Raw genomic sequence first — 20,933 nt, 5'->3', positions numbered from 1 at the left:
GTGTCAGGCCTTTAACGTCTTCTTCGGATGTTTCCGCTCTGGATAACAGGTGCGGCAGATCTCGCAGACCCGGCCGTCGCAGCCCCGCGCCGTACAGAACTCCCGGCCGTAGAAGATGATCTGCAGGTGCAGCCGGTTCCAGAACTCCTCGGGGAACAGCCGCTTCAGGTCCCGTTCCGTCTGGGTCACATTCTTGCCGCTGGTCAGGCCCCAGCGCTGGGCCAGGCGGTGGATGTGGGTGTCCACCGGAAAAGCGGGAACACCGAAGGCCTGGGACATCACCACACTGGCCGTCTTGTGCCCCACGCCAGGCAGGCGTTCCAGGGCCTCCATGTCCTCGGGGACCTCGCCGTCATGGTCCTCCAGCAGCATTTCACTCAGCCGCTTGATGGCCTTGGACTTCTGCGGCGACAGGCCGCAGGGGCGAATGACCTCGCGAATCTGTTCCACATCCAGCGCCGCCATATCGGCGGGATTGTCGGCGAGCGCGAAGAGGGCAGGGGTGACCTGGTTGACCCGCTCGTCGGTGCACTGGGCGCTGAGCAGTACCGCCACCAGCAGGGTGAAGGGGTCGGTGTGGTCCAGCGGCACCGGGGTTTCCGGGTAGAGTTCCTGCAGGCGCTCGAGAATGTAGGCCACCCGTTCGGCTTTTTTCAGCATGGGGCGTCCTACAGCGAGTTGATGACGTGGACGATCCGGTGGGCTGCCTCGATACAGGCCTCGGGCTCTGCCACCAGGGCCATTCGCACCCGGCCCTCGCCCGGGTTGCCGTTGCCGGCGTCCCTGGCCAGGTAGCGGCCGGGGAGCACGGTGACGTTGGTGTCACGCAGCAGGGCGCGGGCGAAGTCGGTGTCCGGTATCGGAGTGGCGGGCCACAGGTAGAAGCCGGCGTCGGGGCGGCTGACATCCAGGTGCGGCTCGAGAATCTCGAGCACGGCGTCGAACTTCTGCCGGTACAGGTTGCGGTTCTCCACCACGTGGGTCTCGTCATCCCAGGCGGCGATGCTGGCGTACTGGTGGTGCAGGGGCATGGCGCAGCCGTGGTAGGTCCGGTAGCGCAGGAACTGCTCGATCAGCCTGGCATCGCCCGCCACGAATCCCGAGCGCAGCCCCGGCAGGTTGGAGCGTTTGGACAGGCTGTGGAAGACCAGGCAGTTGTGGTAGCTGTCGTCGCCGAGTTCCGCGCAGGCCTGCAGCAGGCCGGGGGGCGGGTTGTTCTCGTCGGGGTAGATCTCGGAGTAGCACTCGTCGCTGGCGATCACGAAGTCGTACTCGCGGGCCAGCCGGATGAGTCGCTGCAGGGTGTCCATGGGCAGCACGGCTCCGCTCGGGTTGCCCGGGGTGCAGATGTACAGCAACTGGCAGCGCTGCCACTGGTCGTCGCTGATGCTGTCGAAGTCGGGGGCGAAGTCCTGCTCTGGCCGGCAATCGATGAACACTGGTTCGGCACCTGCCAGCAGGGCCGCTCCCTCGTAGATCTGGTAGAAGGGGTTCGGGCACAGCACGCTGGCGCCTGCCCCTGGCGCAATGACGGCCTGGGCGATGGCAAACAGGGCTTCGCGGGTGCCGTTCACCGGCAGTACGTGGCGGGCCGGGTCGAGTTCCTTCAGCTTGAAGCGTCTGCCGAGCCAGCCGGCAATCGCTTCCCGCAGCGCCGGAATGCCGGCGGTGGCGGGGTAGTTGGCGAGCTTGTCCAACTGGTCGGCGAGGGTCTTCAGCACAAAGGCCGGGGAGCGGTGTCGCGGCTCGCCGATCGACAGCGCGATGGGCTCATGGGCCTTGCTGGGCTCGATATCCGCGAACAGCTCGCGGAGTTTTTCAAAGGGATAGGGGTGCAGCAGCTCGAGCTGTGGGTTCATTGCGGTGGTAACTCTTTACTAAAGCTGTTTATCGAGGCGATCGCGAATGGCCTGCTGGATGGCCTCGCAGCGTGCCGGATCGGTGATCGGGCTGTCGTCTTCCTCGGTGATGAAGAACACGTCTTCCACCCGCTCGCCGAGGGTCTGGATCTTGGCGGCCTGCAGCAGCACATCGTGCTCGACGAATACCTGCCCGATCCGCGCCAGCAGCCCCGGCCGGTCAGGTGACGCCACTTCCAGCACACTCTGGTTCTTGATCCCGTCGATGGACATTCGGGTCTCGGTGGGAATGGTGAACGACTTCATCTGCCGCGGGGTGAGGCGCTGCACCACGGCGGGTTTGCCGCTGTCCTGCATCAGGCTGCGAGCCAGGTGCTCGCGAATATAGCGGAGCCGGGCGCCGTCTTCGGCAATGGAACTGCCGTCAGAATCCAGGACGAAGAAGGTGTCCAGGGTCATGTTGTCATTGGCACTGTAAATCCGCGCATCGTGAATCGACAGGTCCAGTTGCTCCAGCTCCGCACATACCCGGGAGAACAACTGGGCCGTGTTGATGGCATGGATAAATATCTGGGTGGCATTGGCGACACTGGAGTCGTTGGAACTGCGGATGAGCACCAGTGGCTGGTCTTTCTGATGGTGGCCAGCGATGGCTTCAGTGTGCCAGGCGATATCTTCCGCGCGCTCCCGCAGGAAGTAATCCTCGCCCCGCTCCTGCCACAGGTCTTCCAGTTCCTCGACGGTGAAGCCCCGGTACTCGAGGATATCCATCGCGGCGTCGCGGGTCTCCTTGACCCACACCTGCTTGTCTACCGGGTTTTCCAGGCCGCGGCGCAGGGCGCGCTTGGTTTCCGTGTACAGCTGGCGTAGCAGGCTGCCGCGCCAGGCGTTCCACAGGTTGGGGTTGGTGCCGTTGATATCCGCCACGGTCAGGGCCAGCAGGTAATCCAGGCGGTTCTGGTCGCCCACGTGTTCGGCGAACTGCTGGATAACCTCCGGGTCGGAGATGTCCTTGCGCTGGGATACAGCGGACATGAGCAGGTGATTCTTCACCAGCCACACCACCAGGTTGGTGTCGCGCTGCAGCAGGCCATGCAGCTGGCAGAACCGCTCCGCGTCGACCGCTCCCAGTTCCGAATGGTCCCCGCCGCGCCCCTTGCCGATATCGTGGTACAGGCCGGCAATGTACAGCAGTTCGATTTTGGGCAGGCGGCGAGCCACCCGGCTGGAGACGGGGAAGCGCTCCTCGAATTCGGGCTTGTGGAAGTGGCGCATGTTCTGGATGACTTCCAGGGTATGGGCATCCACTGTGTAGGCGTGGAACAGGTCGTGCTGCATCTGGCCGACAATGCGGCCGAACTCTGGCAGGTAGTTGCCGAGAATACCGTAGCGGGTCATCCGTCGCAGCTGTCGCGTGACCCGGAAGGGGGCCCGTAAAATGTCCAGGAACAGCTTGTGGTTGCGTGGGTCGGAGCGGAAGGCGTCATCGATCAGGTGACGGTTGTCGCGAATCAGGCGAATGGTGGGGGCGCCGATACCGAGAATGTCCTGGTCCTGGGCCCCAAGCAAGAACACCTCCAGCAGGGCCGGCGGGTACAGCTGGAATAACTTGGGGTCGAGGGCCTCGAGGTAGCCGTTGCGGGTGCGGAAGCGCTCGTTGATCTCGCGCAGTTCGTCGTCGCCGCTGGCCGCCAGGATGGCCTGGTCGAAATTCTGGATCAGGACCTCGTTCAACTGCCCCAGGGCGAGGGCCCAGCGATAATAGAGCTGCATGAACTGCTCCACCGCCAGCTTGTCGCCGTCTTCGAAACCCCACAGGTCCGCCAGCGCGCGCTGGTGGTCGAACAGCAGGCGATCCTCCTCGCGGCCGGTCACCATGTGCAGGGCGTAGCGAACGCGGGACATGAATTCGCGGCCCCGGTGCAAAATGCGGCGCTCGTCGGGCGTGAGAAAGTCCCCGCTGGGAATGTCATCGAGGCTGGCGACGCCGAAGTAGCGCTCGGCAATCCAGCCAATCACCTGCAGGTCGCGCAGGCCGCCAGGGGAGCCCTTGACGTTGGGCTCCAGGTTGTACTCGGTGTCGGCGTACTTGTTGTGGCGGGTTTCCTGTTCTTCCATCTTGGCGCGGAAGAACTCGCCAATCGGCCACATGTGGTCGGGCGAAATGGCCTCACTGACTTCCGCCATGAGCGCCTCGCTGCCACGAATGACCCTGGCCTCCATCAGGTTGGTGAGGATGGTGATATCCCCGGCGGCCTTGTCGCGGCACTCGGCCACGGTGCGCACACTGTGGCCCACGTCCAGCCCGATATCCCACAACAGGGTGAGAAAGGCTTCGATCGGCTCGCGGCAGGCCTCGCAGTCCTCGCCGGTCAGCAGCAGGATGTCCACGTCCGAGTGCGGGTGCAACTCGCCGCGGCCGTAACCACCCACAGCCACCAGCGCGAAGGCCTCGGGCCAGGGCTGTCGCTCATACAGGGCGCCCAGTAGCGAGTCCATGAAGCGGGCGCGCAGGCGGATCAGGTCACGGGCTTCCGCGCCGGCGTGAAATTGTTTGTCGAGGTAGGCGTCGGCCGCTTTCAGCGCCGCCTTGCAGCGCGGGATCGGGCTCGCACTGTCGAGGTCGGCGTTGAAGGCCGCTACGTCGAACATTGCCTGGGGCAGTGAAGGGGGGGCGGCCGTCATCGCTGGATCAGAAGCTCTCGTTGCTGCGGCGGGTAAAGATTTCGCAGCCGTCTGCGGTCACCCCGATAGTGTGTTCCCACTGGGCGGAGAGTCGTCCGTCCCGGGTGGTCACCGTCCAGCCGTCTTTCTGGTTGAGTTTGGTGTGACGGCGGCCGGCATTGATCATGGGCTCGATGGTAAAGGTCATGCCAGGCTCCAGCACCAGCCCGGAGCCCTTCTTGCCATAGTGCAGTACTTGTGGGTCCTCGTGGAACACCTCGCCGATGCCGTGGCCGCAGTATTCGCGCACCACCGAGTAGTAGTTCTTCTCCGCATGTTGCTGGATCACGTGGCCGATATCTCCCAGGGTGGTGCCCGGGCGCACGATGTCCAGGGCCTTGTACAGGCACTCCTGGGTCACCCGCACCAGGCGCTGGGCGTGTTCAGGTACATCGCCTACCAGCACCATGATGCTGGTGTCGCCGTGGAAGCCGTCCTTGATTACGGTCACGTCGATGTTGACGATATCGCCGCTTTTCAGTTTCTTGGTGTCCGAGGGAATGCCGTGGCAGACCACCTCGTTGATCGAGGTGCAGATCGATTTGGGAAACCCGTTGTAGTTGAGGGGGGCGGGAATGGCGCCCTGCACCTCGGTGATGTACTTGTGGCAGATGGCGTCGAGCTCGCCGGTGGTGATACCGGGTTCCACTTTGGGTTCGATCATCTCGAGCACTTCGGCCGCCAGCCGCCCGGCAACCCGCATGTGTTCGATGTCCTGCGCTGTCTTGATGGATACTGCCATTTATAACCTATTGAAATCACACAATTTTACGCCACGACATGTCCTGTCGGGGAAGTCTTCGCGGCGCTGGAAAGGAGCTATTCTACCGCAAGCAGAGTGCAAAAGCGTACGCCACCGGTGGAACAGGCCGAAAGAGGACCGATTTCCGCCTTTTCTCGCAGGGGTACTTGTGGTATAAAGCGCGCCTCGCTACGGGGGTGTCCTCTCAACTGGAGGTCGCCGACACGGGCGGGAAACAACGCCGCACACATATCGCAACCTCTCCCAGGGTGCCGGTAAAACCGGTTTGGGTGGGGGATATGTGGAGGACTAACCCAAATACAAGGTATTTATTATGTCGCAAGTAAGCATGCGCGACCTGCTGCAGGCGGGCGCACACTTTGGTCACCAGACCCGTTACTGGAACCCCAAGATGGGCAAGTTCATCTTTGGTGCCCGTAACAAGATCCACATCATCAACCTCGAGCACACCGTGCCAGCCTTCAACGAAGCGCTGACCCTGGTGAAGCAGATGGCGGGTAACAAGAACAAGATCCTGTTCGTTGGCACCAAGCGTGCTGCCGGCAAGATCGTCAAGGAGCAGGCGGAACGCGCCGGTATGCCCTACGTGAGCCATCGCTGGCTCGGCGGCATGCTGACCAACTACAAGACCATCCGCGCCTCCATCAAGCGTCTGCGCGAGCTGGAAGCCCAGCAGAGCGACGGCACCTTCGCCAAGCTGACCAAGAAAGAAGCCCTGATGCGTACCCGTGACATGGAGAAGCTCGAGCGCTCCATCGGTGGTATCAAGGACATGGGCGGCCTGCCTGACGCGATCTTCGTGGTAGACGTTGACCACGAGCGCATCGCCATCACCGAAGCCAACAAGCTGGGCATCCCCGTGATCGGCATTGTGGACACCAACTCCAACCCCGACGGTGTGGACTACGTGATCCCCGGCAACGATGACGCCATCCGCGCCATCAAGCTGTACGTCACCGCAGTTGCCGACGCCTGCCTGGCCGGTAAATCCGAAGCCGGTGAAGCCGTTGTGGCCAAGGACGAGTTCGTCGAAGAAACCGCCGAAGCCGCCGCCGAGTAAGCACACTCGCCCCGGTCACATTGCGGTCACCGGGGCCCGCCATAATCCCCGGTGGCAACATGCGAACCGGGGATTTTCGTTTTCAAGACATTCCCCTTGAGGGACAAGCAGGAGGACAGTATGTCTGCAGCACTGGTCAAAGAACTCCGCGAGCGCACCGGACTGGGCTTGCTGGAATGCAAAAAAGCCCTGGCCGAAGCCGGTGGCGACGTTGAAAAAGCCATCGAGGAACTGCGCAAGTCCAGCGGCATGAAGGCCGCCAAAAAAGCCGGTCGTACCGCCGCTGATGGTGTGGTTGCCACCCGCGTAGCCGAAGACGGCTCCTACGGTGTGGTTGTTGAAGTCAACAGCGAGACCGACTTTGTCGCCCGCGACGCCGGCTTCCTGGCGTTCGTTGGCAAGGTGGTTGAAGCCGCCTTCACCAACAAGCAAACCGACGTGGCCGCCCTGATGGAAGGTGAGCTGGAATCCGACCGCGAAGGCCTGGTGCAGAAAATCGGCGAGAACATCGGTGTTCGTCGTGTCGAGCTGGTCACTGCCGACGCTGGTGTAGTAGGTCAGTACGTTCACGGCAACAACCGCATCGCGGTACTGGTTGAGCTGAAAGGCGGCGACCAGGACCTGGCGAAAGACGTTGCCATGCACGTTGCCGCTGTGAACCCGCGTGTCGTTTCTCCCGCCGATATGCCGGAAGAAACCATCGCCAAGGAAAAAGAAATCTACACTGCCCAGGCGGCCGAGTCCGGCAAGCCGGCTGAAATCATCGAGAAGATGATCGGCGGCCGTGTGAAGAAGTTCCTGGCGGAAAACTCGCTGGTCGAGCAGGCTTTCGTTAAGGACCCCGACGTAACCGTTGGCAAGCTGGTCGCCAATGCCGGCGCCGAGGTTGTGTCTTTCGCGCGCTTCGAGGTAGGTGAAGGTATTGAGGTCGAGAAAATCGACTTCGCCGACGAGGTAGCGGCCCAGCTGAAGGGCTGATCGCCACGCAACCTTCGAAAACGGGGCCTTTTGGCCCCGTTTTTCGTTTTATCTCCAGATTTTCTTGTTACGCGGGCGCCGCCGGTAGCTGGCTGGGGTGGCGCATCGCCGTCCCGGCAGAGCCCTTCCGCGACACGCTAGAAGCATGCCATCCATGGCGCGCTCGGCAACGGCCGTCCCTGGCCGTTGACGGTCGCTACAGGGCTCTCCCGGGACGACGCTGCTTCGCTTCCACAGCGGAGCATGTACCGAACGATGTTTGGTTAGGTTCAGGCTGGATGCGATCAGGGTCGGGCGGGCAGTGGGCGTGCCTTGGCCGAAGCTAAGGTGCGTGGCGGCGGAGGCCTTTGGCGGACTCTATGAGGCATGGATGCCGAATAGAAGCGTACATGGACGTATTCACAGCGTGTCCGCCAAAGGTCTCCGTCGCTGCGTGCCGCTCGGGAGTGCTTCCCTGGGCTCTTGAGTTTGCTGGACACTGCACCGGATGCTCACCTGGCCCGCTCCGCCTAATCCCCAATTACCACTGGGGTGTAACACTAATGTCCTGTAATATACGGCCCCAGCTCAGGAGGCAGATTTATGGCAACAGGTACAGCCGAAAAAAAGTACAAGCGTATCCTGCTGAAACTCAGCGGTGAGGCCCTCACCGGGGCCGAAAAATTCGGCATAGACCCCAAAGTACTCGATCGCATGGCCCTGGAAATCGGCCAGCTCGTCGGTATCGGAGTGCAGGTCGGGCTGGTGGTTGGGGGCGGCAACCTGTTCCGCGGGGCGGCCCTGCAGGCGGCCGGGCTCGACCGGGTCACCGGCGACCACATGGGGATGCTGGCCACCGTCATGAACGCCCTGGCGCTGCGCGATGCGCTCGAGCGCTCCAATATCGCCACCCAGGTCATGTCGTCCATTCCCATGAGTGGCGTGGTCGATCACTACGATCGCCGCAAAGCCATTCGCGCCCTCGGCAACGGCGACGTCGTCATCTTCAGTGCCGGAACCGGTAACCCGTTCTTCACCACCGACTCATCCGCCTGCCTGCGGGGTATCGAAGTGGAGGCAGACCTGGTGCTCAAGGCCACCAAAGTGGATGGCGTGTACTCCGCCGACCCCTTCAAGGACCCGGACGCCGTCAAATACGAGCGGCTGAGCTACGACGAAGTATTGGACAAAAAACTGGAAGTGATGGACCTGACCGCAATCTGCCTGTGTCGGGACCACAATATGCCGGTGCGGGTATTCGAGATGGAAAAGCCCGGCGCGCTGCTGAACATTGTTCGCGGTGGCCAGGATGGAACCCTGATCGAATAAGCCCCGGACAAGGAGAGAAACGTGATTGAAGACATCAAAGCCGAAGCGTCCGAGCGCATGGACAAGAGCCTCGAAGCGCTGACGCACAATTTCAACAAGATTCGTACCGGCCGGGCTCACCCCAGCCTGCTGGACGGCCTGAAGGTGAACTATTACGGTGCCGATACGCCGCTGAACCAGATGGCCAACATCAACGTGGAAGACGCCCGTACCCTGGCCCTGACGGCTTACGACCGGAGCACCATTCCGGAGATCGAGAAGGCGATCATGAAGTCGGATCTCGGGCTCAACCCCACGACCGCTGGCGAGGTCATCCGCATCCCGATGCCGATGCTTACCGAAGAGACCCGCAAGGGTTATATCCGCCAGGCCCGGGCCGAGGCGGAAGCGGCGCGGGTCTCCGTGCGTAACGCCCGGCGCGACGCCATGGGCATGCTCAAGGAAATGGTCAAGGAAAAGGAAATCAGTGAAGACGACGAGCGCCGTGGCCAGGATGCGGTCCAGAAGCTGACCGACCAGTACGTCGCCAAGGTGGAGGAAATGCTCTCCACCAAAGAAGCAGACCTGATGGAAATTTAAGCCATCGCGTCCATGTCCATATCTGAAGGGTCTGACAAGGCAGAGTCCAGTTCAGACCGGGTCATACCCCGCCATGTTGCCATCATCATGGATGGCAACAACCGCTGGGCCCGGCGCAACGGCGTACCGGGTCCGGCCGGCCACCGGGCCGGGGTGGAAGCGGTTCGCGGGGTATTGCGGGCCTGTCGCGACAACGGCGTACAGGTGCTCACCCTGTTTGCCTTCTCCAGTGAGAACTGGGGGCGCCCGCAGCCCGAGGTGCGCGCCTTGCTGGCGCTGCTGTCACGCTATCTGCGCAATGAGGTGCGCGAGCTGCACAAGGATAACGTGTGCCTGCGTTTTATCGGCCGGCGCGACCGCTTCAGCGAGCGGCTGCAGCGCCTGATGCGCCAGTCGGAACATCTCACCCGTGACAATACGGCGGCCACCATGGTGATCGCCGTCGACTACGGCGGCCAGTGGGATATTGCCCAGGCGGCCCGCAAACTGGCGGAATCGGTCCAGCAGGGCACGCTGGCGCTGGACGCGATTTCCGCGGAGAGCCTCGGTTCCCACATGTCCATCGCCGATTTGCCAGCGCCTGACCTGTGCATTCGCACCGGGGGTGACGCCAGGATCAGCAATTTCATGCTCTGGCAATTCGCCTATAGTGAGCTGTATTTCACCAATACCCTGTGGCCGGATTTTGGCGAGCTGGAGTTTGCCCGGGCACTGGCCGATTACAGCCGCCGGGAGCGCCGCTTCGGCCTGCGTGCCCCGGACGACCTGGTAGCCGGAGGAGGGGATGCTTAAACAGCGGGTACTAACCGCGTTGGTCATGGCGGCACTGTTTCTCTCGGCGATGGCGTTGTTGCCGCTGCCGGGGCTCGCCCTGTTCTTTGCTGCCGCAGTCGCGCTGGGTGCCTGGGAGTGGGCACCACTGGCCGATTGGCGCTCGCCCGTTGGCCGGGTGCTGTTCGTGTTGCTCAATCTCGGACTGTTAGCGGGTTTGTATGTCTATTGCGATCTCGGCGCCCGCCCGCAGCGAGCCCAGGTGCAACCGGTGCTCGGCCTCGCCTGCCTGTGGTGGTCATTCCTGATGCTCTGGGTAAAGGGCTATCCGTCCAGCGCCCTTCTCTGGCGCAGTTTTGCGGCTCGCACCGTCATGGGCATGCTGGTGATGGGCTTTGCCTGGGTGGCGGCGGTCTATCTGCTCAGTTTCCCCCGGGGCGGTATTCTGATGGTGTGCATGGTGCTGATTGTCGCCGCGGCCGATATCGGCGCCTACTTTGCGGGCAAGCGCTTCGGCAAACACAAGCTGGCAGCGGCCGTCAGTCCGGCCAAGACCTGGGAGGGATTCTGGGGCGGGATGGCGTCGGTGGTCCTCCTGGCCCTGCTGTTCTGGTACCTGTTACCGCCGGCGATGGCCCACATCAGTCTCACTGCTGTGATCGCTGTGACGGTAGCGACGGCACTGGCTTCCGTGGTGGGTGATCTCACCGTCAGCATGGTCAAGCGCGAGAGCGGCGTGAAGGACAGCGGCTCCCTGTTGCCGGGCCACGGCGGTGTGCTGGACAGGCTGGACAGCATCTGTGGCGCAGCGCCGGTGTTTGCGCTGGGCCTGCTGCTGGCTGGCTGGTAGTGTCGTGATGAACAGTACCACTCAGCAGGCCGTTGCCGTACTCGGCTCCACCGGCTCCATCGGCGTCAGTACCCTGGATGTCATCGCTCGCCACCCCGACAGCTACCGCGCCTGGGCCCTGGCGGCCAACACCTCGGTGGAGGCCATGCGGGACCAGTGCCTGACCCACCAGCCCGAATACGCCGTGATGATGTGTCCCGATGCCGCCGAGCAACTGCGCGCTGTACTGCCGGCGGAATTGGGTACCACGGTTCTGCAGGGTGAAGAGGGGCTGCACAAGATTGCCACCGACCCGGCCGTGGATGCGGTGATGGCGGCCGTGGTCGGCGCCGCTGGCCTGCCCTCGACCCTGGCGGCGGCCCGCGCCGGCAAGCGGGTATTGCTGGCCAATAAAGAATCGCTGGTCATGGCAGGGCACTTGCTGATGGAGGCGGTGCGCGACTCCGGCGCTCTGCTGTTGCCCATCGACAGCGAGCACAACGCCATTTTCCAGTGCCTGCCGGTAGACCGTGCGGGCCGGCCCGGTCGCGCCGGGGTCAGCAAGGTGTTGCTGACGGCCTCCGGAGGCCCTTTCCGCACCTGGACGCCCGCGCAAATGGCCGCGGCCACGCCGGAACAGGCCTGTGCCCACCCCAACTGGGACATGGGCCGCAAGATTTCGGTGGATTCTGCCACCCTGATGAACAAGGGGCTGGAGCTGATCGAGGCCTGCTGGCTGTTCGACCTGCCGGCGCCACAGGTAGAGGTAGTGGTACACCCCCAGAGTATCGTTCACTCCATGGTGCAGTACGACGATGGCTCGGTGCTGGCGCAGCTGGGTAATCCCGACATGCGCACCCCGATTGCCTACGGGCTGGCCTGGCCCCAGCGAATCGACGCCGGTGTGGCGCCGCTGGACCTGATCAGCCAGGGCCGGCTGGATTTCGAGGCGCCGGATGAAGGCCGCTTCCCCTGTCTGCGTCTCGCCCGGGAATCGGTGATGGCCGGTGGCACCGCGGCGGCCATCTGTAACGCGGCCAATGAAGTGGCGGTAGCGGCTTTTCTCGATGGGCATGTCGGGTTTGGCGACATACCTGCCATCATCGAGCGCACTTTGGCGGATACGCCGGTAGTTGAACCGGACTCGCTGGCTGTGGTCGAATCTGCTGATGCCCAGGCGCGCGCCTGTGCGGCGTTGCTCGTGGAAAACCGGAATAGCTGATGGAACTGCTGTACACAATTGCGATTACTCTCGCCACCCTCGCCGTGCTGGTGGCGGTGCACGAATACGGCCACTTCTGGGTGGCGCGCCGCTGCGGCGTCAAGGTGCTGCGTTTCTCCATTGGCTTCGGCAAATCCCTGTGGACCTGGCGCGATAACGAGGGCACGGAGTACAGCGTGGCGGCTATTCCACTGGGCGGGTACGTGAAGATGCTCGACGAGCGGGAGGGCGAGGTCGACCTTGCCGAGGTGGATCGGGCCTTCAACCGCAAGCCCGTGCTGCAGCGGATCGCCGTGGTGGCGGCCGGTCCCCTGGCCAACTTTGCCTTGGCGCTGGTGGCCTACTGGGCGCTGTTTATGGCGGGGGAGAGCGGATTCGCCCCGGTGATCGGCGAGGTCAAGCCGGGTTCCGTGGCGGATGTGGCCGGCCTGGAGGCCGGGCAGGAAATCGTGGCCGTAGATGGCCGGGAAACCCCCACCTGGCAGGCGCTCAACTTCCAGTTGCTGGACCGCATCGGCGACAGCGGAGCCATCGCCTTTGCCGTCAAATACCCCGATTCCGACGTGATTTACGAATCCGAGGCCATCGTCCACGAATGGCTGTCGGAGCAGGAACAACCCGATCTGTTCGGCGGGCTCGGCCTGACCATGTACACCCCGGATATTCTGCCCGAGGTGGGCGAGGTGACCCCCGGCAGCCCGGCCGAGCGGGCCGGCCTGCAAACCGGTGACAGGGTGCTCAGCGCCGACGGCGTCACCATGGCGCTGTGGCAGGACTGGGTGGCCTACGTGCGGGCCCGGCCCGAGCAGTCCATCGCCCTTAAAGTCCAGCGCGGGGACGAGGTGATCGATACCCGCATTACTCCTGAACGCATCGTCGATGACGAGGGCGAGGCCTTCGGCCGTGTCGGCGTGGCGGTAGTGGTGCCGGAAATGCCGCCTGAGCTGGTGCGCAGTTTCTCCCGGGGCCCCCTGGAGTCGCTTGTGGCGGGCGCCCAGCGCACCGCCGACCTGACCGTGTTTACCCTGAATTCCATCAAGAAAATGCTGCAGGGGCTGATCTCACCAAAAAACTTGAGTGGCCCCATCACCATTGCTAAAGTGGCCACCGCGTCCGCCAAGTCGGGGCTGGAATCCTATATCAGCTTCCTGGCCCTGCTCAGTGTCAGCCTGGGTGTTCTCAACCTGCTGCCCATTCCAGTGCTGGATGGCGGGCATCTCCTGTACTACACGCTGGAGCTGCTGGCCGGGCGCCCTGTACCAGAGAAAATACAAGCTTTCGGGTACCAGTTGGGTCTGTTCGTGGTCCTGTCGATCATGGCGCTGGCCCTGTATAACGATTTTGCACGCCTGTGACCGAGCGTTTCGGGAAGCTTAAAAAACAACCAATTTGACTTCGGGCAGGCCCTAACCGGTGTTTGACAAGACTTTGAGTAAGCGACTCCCCCTCTGGCTGGCGCTGAACGCGGCATTGGCTGCGCCACTGGCGACAGTCTCACCTCTGGCCGCCGCCCAGACCTCCTCTTCATTTATCGTCAGTGATATCCGCGTGGAAGGCCTGCAGCGGATCTCGGCGGGCAGCGTGTTTGCCGCCATGCCGCTGGCGGTGGGCGACCTGGTCAACGAAGACGCCCTGCGAGCCGCGGCCCGCAGCCTGTTTGCCACCGGCAACTTCGACGATATCCGCATCGGCCGGGACGGCAACGTGCTGGTGATCATGGTGGCGGAGCGCCCCAGCATCAGTGAGATCAATATCGAGGGCAACAAGGCCATCGAGACCGAAGCGCTGATGGACGGCCTGAAGAGCGCCGGCCTGGCCGTGGGCCAGGTGTTCCAGCGTTCGACCCTGGAGGGCATGCAACTCGAGCTGCAACGCCAGTACGTGCAGCAGGGCCGTTACGACGCCAACATCGAAACCGAGGTGCTGCCGGAGCCGCGCAACCGGGTGTCCATCAATATCGATGTAGACGAAGGTACGGTTGCGGCGATCAAGCATATCAACGTGGTGGGTAACGAGGTCTTCGACGACGAGGAACTCACCGACCTGTTCGAACTGAAAACCACCGGCTGGCTGTCGTTCTTCACCAACGACGACAAGTACTCACGGGAAAAGCTCACCGGTGACCTGGAAACCCTGACGTCCTACTACATGGACCGGGGCTACCTGCAGTTCAGCATCGATTCCACCCAGGTTTCGGTGTCACCCAACAAGGAAGAGGTATACATCACCGCCAACGTCACCGAGGGCGAAAAGTTCACCGTAGGCCAGGTGGACCTGTCGGGCGACCTGGTGCTGCCGGAATCGGACCTGCGCCGCTTCGTGCTGGTGAGTGAAGGGCAGACCTTCTCCCAGCAGCTGGTGACGTCCACCGAGGAGTACCTCACCCGCCGCCTGGGTAACGAGGGCTACAACTTCGCCAAGGTCACTGGCATTCCCGAGGTGAACGAGGACGACAATACCGTGGCGATGAAGTTTTTCATCGACCCGGGCAAGCGCACCTATGTGCGCCGTGTGGGCTTCGCCGGCAACATGAAAACCGCCGACGACGTGCTGCGCCGCGAGATGCGCCAGATGGAAGGCGCGCCCGCCTCGGCGGCTGCGATCGAGCAGTCCAGGGTGCGCCTGGAGCGGCTGGGCTACTTCAGCAAGGCGACCGTCGAGACCCCGGAAGTGCCCGGCCACGACGACCTGATCGACGTCGACTTCACCGTGGAGGAACAGTCCTCCGGCAGCATTGGCGCCAGCTTTGGTTACGCCCAGGACGCGGGCCTGATCCTCGGCCTGAACCTGCAGCAGGACAACTTCCTCGGTACCGGTCGCCGGGTGGGCATTGCCCTCAACAGCTCCCGCTACCAGGACCTGTACAATTTCAGCTACACCAACCCCTACTACACCGAAGACGGCGTGAGTCGGGGCTTTAACGTGTTCTACCGCTCCACCGACCTGTCGGAAGTGAACGTGGCCAGCTACACCACCGATACCCTCGGTGCGGCGCTGAACTTCGGCTACCCGATTGGCGAGACCCAGCGCCTGGGCTTCAGCTTCGGTGTGTCCAACACGGAAATTACCGCCGGCCGCTTCGCAGTGCAGGAAATCAAGGCCAGCCCGCGCTTGCAGGAAGGTGTGGACTTCTACTACGACAGCACCTACGACCCGATCAACGACATCTTCACCGGCGTGGAAGAACTGATGCCGGTCGACGCCCTGCCGGATGGCTCCCTGACGATTCCTTCCGATCCGGGCTTCCTCGACCTGCATGGGAACGAGTACCTGAACTGGACGATCACCGGTAGCTGGACCCAGTCCACGCTGAACCGCGGTCGCCTGGCGACTCGCGGCGCCTCCCAGTCCGTGGCCCTGGAAGTGGCTGTGCCGGGCTCCGATCTCGAGTTCTACAAGCTCACCTACCGTGGCGAGATCTTCTTCCCCATCGTCAACGAGTGGACGCTGCGCTTCCGCACCGAACTCGGCTACGGTGACGGCTACGGCGATACCCAGAGCCTGCCTTTCTACGAGCACTTCTTCGCCGGTGGGTTCGGCTCCGTCCGCGGCTTCGAGAGCAATACCCTCGGCCCGCGCAGTACGCCCGCCGAGCTTTACGACGTAGACCAGCCGGTGACCGGCGTCGACGAAGACGGCAATGCCATCGAGATCGGCGGCCCCAACGGTTCCCAGTTCGGCTATGTGCGCGATCCGGCAACCGGCAAGCTGCTGTTCACCACCGTGCGTGACGATCCCGATCCCTTCGGCGGCAACGTGCTGATCGAAGGCAGCGCCGAACTGCTGTTCCCGCTGCCCTTCATCAAGGACCGCAGCAAGCTGCGTTCCGCGTTTTTCGTGGACGCCGGTAACGTGTTCAACACCCAGTGTTCATCGAACCAGCTCAACTGCTTTGATGTGGATGCCGACGAATTCCGCTACTCGGTGGGCGTGGGCGTGAGTTGGATCACTGGTTTCGGCCCGATGACCTTCAGCCTGGCGAAGCCGCTGAACGCGGGCCCCGACGACGACGAAGAGGTGTTCCAGTTCACCCTCGGTCGTGGTTTCTGATTTTTTGCTAACCTGAAATGGAGTTAATTGTGTCCAGACTGTTGAAAATTGCACTCGCTACCCTGGCCCTGAGCCTGCCCGCACTGGGCTGGGCCCAGGGCAAGATCGCGGTGGTCAACCTCGAGCAGGCCATTTTGCAAACCGACTATGCCCAGAAACAACTGGCCGCGGTGCGCAATGGCGACGACTACAAGGCCGACAAGGCCGAGTACGACAAGCTCAAGGATGAGTTCGATAAACTCGTCAAGGACTTCCAGAAAGACGCTGCCGTCATGAGCCCCGAGCAGCAGGTGGCTGCGCGCCAGAAGCTGGCCAGCAAGCAGTCCGACCTGGAGCACGTGACCGGCAAACTGCAGAAAGCCGAGCAGGCCGCCGGCCAGGTACTGCTGCAGGAAATGTCCCCGAAAGTGCAGGAAGTCCTGCGTGAGCTGATCGCCACCGAAGGCATCGGCCTGCTGCTGCAGCGCCAGTCCGTGATTCACGCCGACGCCGGCTACAGCATCACCGCCAAGGTCACCGACAAGCTGAATCAGCTTCCCGCAGAATAACGGGGCCTGACCACGTGATCACACTCGGGGAGCTCTCAGAAAAGCTGGGTCTGGCTTACTCGGGTGATGCGCAGCGCCGTATCAATGGCCTGGCGACGTTGTCTGCCGCCGGGCCCGATCAACTGGCCTTCCTGGCCCAACGCAAGTACCTGGGGCAACTGGCCGCGACGCGCGCAGGCGCGGTGATCGTGCCGCCTGATCTCGCTGACCAGTGCCCGGTGGACTATCTGGTCGCCGATGACCCCTACCTGTGCTTTGCCCGGGTAAGCGGCTTGTTCGATCGCGCGCCGGTACCGGCTGCCGGGATACACCCCGCGGCTACGGTAGCCGCCGATGCCCAGGTCGACCCTGAGGCTGCCATAGGTCCCAATGCGGTGATAGAGTCGGGCGCCGTGATCGGCCCCGGCGCGATTATCGGCGCCAACGTGTACATCGGCCAGAACAGTCGGGTGGGAGCGGGAACCCGGGTGCATCCCAACGCGGTGCTCTATCACGATGTGCGGGTAGGGGAGCAATGCACCATCCACTCCCAGGCGGTGTTGGGTGGCGATGGTTTCGGCTTTGCCCCCGGTCCAGGCGGCTGGGAAAAAATTCACCAACTCGGCGGTGTGACGCTAGGTGATCGGGTGGAAGTAGGCGCCTGCACCACGATTGATCGCGGTGCGATCGAAGATACGGTGGTGGAAGACGGCGCCATCATCGACAACCTCGTACAGATAGCCCACAACTGTCGCATCGGAAAAAATACCGCGATAGCCGGTTGCACCGGTCTCGCCGGAAGCACGATTATAGGGTCGAACTGCACCCTCGCCGGTGGCGTCGGTGTAGTGGGGCATGTGGAGATTTGCGACAACGTGCACGTGACGGGCATGACCATGGTCACCAAGTCCATCACCGAGCCCGGTTCGTATTCTTCAGGCACCCCGATGTCCACGACCCGGGACTGGAAGCGTAGTGCGGTCCGCTTTGCCCAACTGGATGCTATCCAGCGGCGCCTGGTGGCTGTTGAAGCCAGGCTGGAGAAGCCACAAGACGGGTCACAAGAAAGTTAACAGGAGGACATCCGGTCCCATGATGGACATCGCTGAAATTCGCAAATACCTTCCCCACCGCTACCCCTTCCTGCTGGTTGACCGGGTGGTGGAGCTGAACCTGGGCGAGTCCATCGTCGCCTACAAGAACCTCAGTATCAACGAACCTTTCTTCGACGGCCACTTCCCCGATTTGCCAGTGTTTCCCGGTGTTTTGCTGGTAGAAGCCATGGCCCAGGCTGCGGGCGTGCTCGGATTCAAGTCCCAGGACAAGACGCCGGCGGACGGTTCGATCTACTATTTCGTCGGCGCCGACAACCTGCGTTTCAAGCGCCCCTGTGTACCGGGAGACCGGGTGATGCTGCGGGCGAAGATTCTCGGCGACCGCCGCGGTATCTGGAAGTTCGAGGTGAGCTCCGACGTCGATGGGGAACTGGCCGCTTCAGCCACGATTCTCTGCGCGGACCGCAAGGCCTGAGCTGACCCATGATCCACGAGCAGGCGATTGTCGATCCCGCCGCGAAGCTGGCGGATGATGTCCGTGTCGGCCCGTGGACCTACATTGGCCCCGATGTCGAAATCGGCCCCGGCTCGATTGTCGAATCCCATGTGGTGATCAAGGGCCCGACGATCATTGGTGCCAACAACCACATTTACCAGTTTTCTACCGTGGGTGAGGCGACCCCTGACCTCAAGTACCACGACGAGCCTACTCGCCTGGTGATCGGCGACAACAACGTCATCCGCGAGAATGTGACGATTCACCGGGGTACGGTGCAGGACCGCTCCGAAACCACCATCGGCAATCACAACCTGATCATGGCCTATGTGCACATCGGCCACGACTGTGTGCTGGGTGACCACATCATCCTGGTCAACAACGCCGCCCTGGCCGGCCACGTGCATGTGGGCGACTGGGCCATCCTCAGTGGCTATACCCTGGTGCACCAGTTCTGCAAGATCGGTGCTCACAGCTTCAGCGGCATGGCGACCGGTATCGGCAAGGACGTACCCGCCTTCGTGACGGTGAGCGGCCAACCTGCCGAAGCCAAGACGATCAATGTCGAAGGCCTGCGACGCCGGGGCTTCTCCAACGACACTCTCAGCCAGCTGCGCCGGGCTTTCAAGATTCTCTACCGCCAGGGCCTGACCCTCGAACTGGCCCTGCAGCGCCTGGAAACCATGCTGCGGGATACGCCGGAAGTGCAGATGCTGATCGACTCGGTGCGCGCATCGGAGCGCGGTATCGTTCGCTAGATGCGTATCGGCATCCTCGCCGGTGAAGCATCCGGAGATATCCTCGGCTCCCGTGTACTGGCTGGCCTGCGCAGTCGCTATCCGGACCTCGTGGTGGAGGGCATAGGCGGCCCGCTGATGGCGGCCCAGGGTCTGGACTCCATGTTCCCGATGGAACGCCTGTCGGTCATGGGTTTCGTCGAACCCCTCAAGCGCCTGCCTGAATTGCTGCGTATCCGTGGCGCCGTTTACCGTCACTTTCGCGACAACCCGCCGGACCTCTTCCTCGGAATCGATTCGCCGGACTTCAACCTGCGGCTGGAACGTAAACTGCGCAAGGCCGGTGTGCGAACCGCCCACCTGGTGAGCCCCACAGTCTGGGCCTGGCGGGCCGGGCGCATGAAAGGGATCAGCCGGGCGGTGGATCGCATGCTGTGCCTGTTTCCCTTCGAATTACCGATTTACGCGGAACACGGTGTCGCCGCCAGTTTTGTCGGCCACCCGCTGGCGGATGAGATCCCGCCCGAGGTCGATGCGGCGGCCGCGCGCGCTGAGCTTGGCCTGCGCGGGGAGGGGCGATTGCTTGCCCTGCTGCCGGGTTCGCGTGGTGGAGAGGTGGGCTTGCTGGCGCCCCTGTTTCTGCAGGCGGCGGCCGAACTGGCCAAGCGACACCCGGACCTGCACTTTGTGCTGCCCGCCGCCAACGAGGAACGGGAAGCCCAGTTGCAGCACATTCTCGGCACCTTTCCCGGCCTGCCGTTGACCCTTGTCAGCGGCCAGTCCCGTGAGGTCATGGCGGCTGCGGACGCCGTCCTGCTGGCCTCCGGTACCGCCACCCTCGAGGCAACCCTGCTCAATCGGCCCATGGTGGTCGCCTACCGTATGGCGCCCCTGTCCTGGGCCCTGGTATCGCGTCTGGTGAAAACCCCCTTTGCCGCCCTGCCCAACATTCTCGCGGGGCGAGCCCTGGTGCCCGAACTCATTCAGGACGCCGCAACCGTCGACAATGTGGTGGCCGAACTGGAACCCCTGCTGCTGGGGCAGGGCGCCGCAGAGGCCCAGCGCGATGCCTTTTCTGCTATCCACACTGACCTTGCCCTCGGCTTTGCCGTCCACGCTGCCGATGCCCTGATAGCCACGATCGAGGGGCGGGCCTGAAATCCATGGATGATCTGTTTGCCATCGATTACGAGGGACCGGGACTGGCGGGTGTCGACGAAGTGGGCCGCGGCCCGCTCGCCGGCGACGTGGTTGCCGCCGCGGTTATCCTCGACCCGGAACGTCCTATCGAGGGGCTGAGGGATTCGAAGAAGCTCACTGAGGCCAGGCGGGAAACACTGGCCGTGCTGATCCGCGAGAGGGCCCTGGCCTGGTGTGTGGCGCGAGCGTCGGTGGCGGAGATCGACGAGCTGAATATTCTTCACGCCTCGATGCTGGCGATGAAGCGGGCGGTGGAAGGGCTGTCTGTGCAGCCGGGTTATGTGCTGGTGGACGGTAACCGTCTGCCGCGCTGGGATTATCCTTCGGAGCCGGTGGTAAAGGGGGACGACCGGGTGCCAGCCATCGCTGCGGCCTCGATCCTGGCCAAGGTGCAGCGCGACGGTGAGTTGGTGGCGCTGGAACGGGAATACCCGGGCTACGGCTTCGCCGCGCACAAGGGCTACCCCACGGCGGCCCACTTGAAGGCCCTGCGTGAACTGGGGGTGACGCCGGTGCATCGGCGGAGCTTTGGGCCGGTGCGGGATTTGTTGTAGGGGCTCTTGTAACTCTGATTGGCCCATTATTGCTCACTGTTCCCGGCGAGCTTCGGTGCCTCGGTTCGGCACCGCCAAGGAAGCGGCGGTAGGCCCCTCCGGGACACGCTGTGAATACGTCCATGTACGCTTCTCTTCGACATCCATGTCTCAGAGAGTCCCTCCGGGGCCTACCCCCGCTACCTTGGCTGAACTGCATGTCAAAGAGATCGAGGGCCGCA

The 20,933-nt window shown here is 63.0% G+C and carries 19 protein-coding genes; 15 read left to right on the top strand and 4 right to left on the bottom strand.

What is annotated here, in order from left to right; translation table 11 throughout:
• Positions 1-3: 3 nt before the first annotated feature.
• Genes nth through map form a run of 4 tightly spaced genes read right to left on the bottom strand, consistent with a single transcriptional unit; the run spans position 4 to position 5,325 of the window.
• Positions 4-660, bottom strand: coding sequence for an endonuclease III (nth, locus tag FV139_RS15350; protein ID WP_148069338.1), 657 nt, complete (start codon positions 658-660; stop codon positions 4-6).
• An 8-nt stretch (positions 661-668) separates the two neighbouring features.
• Positions 669-1,859, bottom strand: a complete 1,191-nt coding sequence (gene dapC, locus FV139_RS15345) for a succinyldiaminopimelate transaminase (RefSeq protein ID WP_148069337.1) — start codon at positions 1,857-1,859, stop codon at positions 669-671.
• An 18-nt stretch (positions 1,860-1,877) separates the two neighbouring features.
• Entirely contained in the window at positions 1,878-4,544 is a 2,667-nt protein-coding gene (gene glnD, locus FV139_RS15340; protein ID WP_235898667.1) for a [protein-PII] uridylyltransferase, read from the bottom strand.
• Positions 4,545-4,551: 7 nt separating this feature from the next.
• Positions 4,552-5,325 carry a type I methionyl aminopeptidase gene (map, locus tag FV139_RS15335; RefSeq protein WP_148069336.1) on the bottom strand — a complete coding sequence of 258 codons (774 nt, stop codon included), beginning with the start codon at positions 5,323-5,325 and terminating at the stop codon, positions 4,552-4,554.
• Between the two features lie 334 nt (positions 5,326-5,659).
• Here map and rpsB point away from each other — a divergent pair, with 334 nt between their 5' ends.
• From rpsB to rnhB, 15 genes are all read left to right on the top strand, one after another.
• Positions 5,660-6,406: a 30S ribosomal protein S2 gene (rpsB, locus tag FV139_RS15330; protein WP_148069335.1), complete on the top strand. Its 747-nt coding sequence runs from the start codon at positions 5,660-5,662 to the stop codon at positions 6,404-6,406.
• A 120-nt stretch (positions 6,407-6,526) separates the two neighbouring features.
• Complete coding sequence (gene tsf, locus FV139_RS15325) at positions 6,527-7,384, top strand: translation elongation factor Ts (RefSeq protein WP_148069334.1); 858 nt, start codon at positions 6,527-6,529, stop codon at positions 7,382-7,384.
• 582 nt (positions 7,385-7,966) lie between these two features.
• Positions 7,967-8,692, top strand: coding sequence for a UMP kinase (gene pyrH, locus FV139_RS15320; protein ID WP_148069333.1), 726 nt, complete (start codon positions 7,967-7,969; stop codon positions 8,690-8,692).
• A gap of 21 nt (positions 8,693-8,713) precedes the next feature.
• Positions 8,714-9,271 (top strand): ribosome recycling factor, encoded by a 558-nt coding sequence (gene frr, locus FV139_RS15315; protein WP_148069332.1) that lies wholly within the window; start codon positions 8,714-8,716, stop codon positions 9,269-9,271.
• 12 nt (positions 9,272-9,283) lie between these two features.
• A complete protein-coding gene (uppS, locus tag FV139_RS15310) occupies positions 9,284-10,063 on the top strand; it encodes a polyprenyl diphosphate synthase (protein WP_148069331.1) in 780 nt (259 codons plus the stop codon).
• Positions 10,056-10,892 carry a phosphatidate cytidylyltransferase gene (locus tag FV139_RS15305; protein WP_148069330.1) on the top strand — a complete coding sequence of 279 codons (837 nt, stop codon included), beginning with the start codon at positions 10,056-10,058 and terminating at the stop codon, positions 10,890-10,892. Before uppS ends, FV139_RS15305 begins: the two co-directional genes overlap by 8 nt.
• A 7-nt stretch (positions 10,893-10,899) precedes the next feature.
• Positions 10,900-12,093 carry a 1-deoxy-D-xylulose-5-phosphate reductoisomerase gene (gene ispC / locus FV139_RS15300; protein ID WP_148069329.1) on the top strand — a complete coding sequence of 398 codons (1,194 nt, stop codon included), beginning with the start codon at positions 10,900-10,902 and terminating at the stop codon, positions 12,091-12,093.
• Positions 12,093-13,448: an RIP metalloprotease RseP gene (gene rseP, locus FV139_RS15295; protein WP_148069328.1), complete on the top strand. Its 1,356-nt coding sequence runs from the start codon at positions 12,093-12,095 to the stop codon at positions 13,446-13,448. Before ispC ends, rseP begins: the two co-directional genes overlap by 1 nt.
• Positions 13,449-13,563: 115 nt before the next feature.
• The gene (gene bamA / locus FV139_RS15290) at positions 13,564-16,143 is read left to right on the top strand and encodes an outer membrane protein assembly factor BamA (protein ID WP_407946825.1); all 2,580 of its coding nucleotides are present in this window, start codon (positions 13,564-13,566) and stop codon (positions 16,141-16,143) included.
• A gap of 29 nt (positions 16,144-16,172) precedes the next feature.
• Positions 16,173-16,691 (top strand): OmpH family outer membrane protein, encoded by a 519-nt coding sequence (locus FV139_RS15285; RefSeq protein WP_235898666.1) that lies wholly within the window; start codon positions 16,173-16,175, stop codon positions 16,689-16,691.
• 14 nt (positions 16,692-16,705) lie between these two features.
• Positions 16,706-17,743, top strand: a complete 1,038-nt coding sequence (gene lpxD, locus FV139_RS15280; protein WP_235898665.1) for a UDP-3-O-(3-hydroxymyristoyl)glucosamine N-acyltransferase — start codon at positions 16,706-16,708, stop codon at positions 17,741-17,743.
• Positions 17,744-17,762: 19 nt separating this feature from the next.
• Positions 17,763-18,200: a 3-hydroxyacyl-ACP dehydratase FabZ gene (fabZ, locus tag FV139_RS15275; protein ID WP_148069326.1), complete on the top strand. Its 438-nt coding sequence runs from the start codon at positions 17,763-17,765 to the stop codon at positions 18,198-18,200.
• Between the two features lie 8 nt (positions 18,201-18,208).
• On the top strand, positions 18,209-18,979 hold the full coding sequence (gene lpxA, locus FV139_RS15270) for an acyl-ACP--UDP-N-acetylglucosamine O-acyltransferase (protein ID WP_148069325.1): 771 nt from the start codon (positions 18,209-18,211) through the stop codon (positions 18,977-18,979).
• Complete coding sequence (gene lpxB, locus FV139_RS15265; protein WP_148069324.1) at positions 18,980-20,116, top strand: lipid-A-disaccharide synthase; 1,137 nt, start codon at positions 18,980-18,982, stop codon at positions 20,114-20,116.
• Between the two features lie 5 nt (positions 20,117-20,121).
• Entirely contained in the window at positions 20,122-20,712 is a 591-nt protein-coding gene (gene rnhB, locus FV139_RS15260; RefSeq protein ID WP_148069323.1) for a ribonuclease HII, read from the top strand.
• The last annotated feature ends 221 nt before the right edge of the window (positions 20,713-20,933 follow it).

The organism is Parahaliea maris (genome assembly GCF_008064665.1).
Taxonomy (GTDB): Bacteria; Pseudomonadota; Gammaproteobacteria; order Pseudomonadales; family Halieaceae; genus Parahaliea; species Parahaliea maris.
The sequence above is the reverse complement of the archived record's forward strand: the minus strand, read 5'-3'. Positions and strand labels throughout refer to the sequence as shown.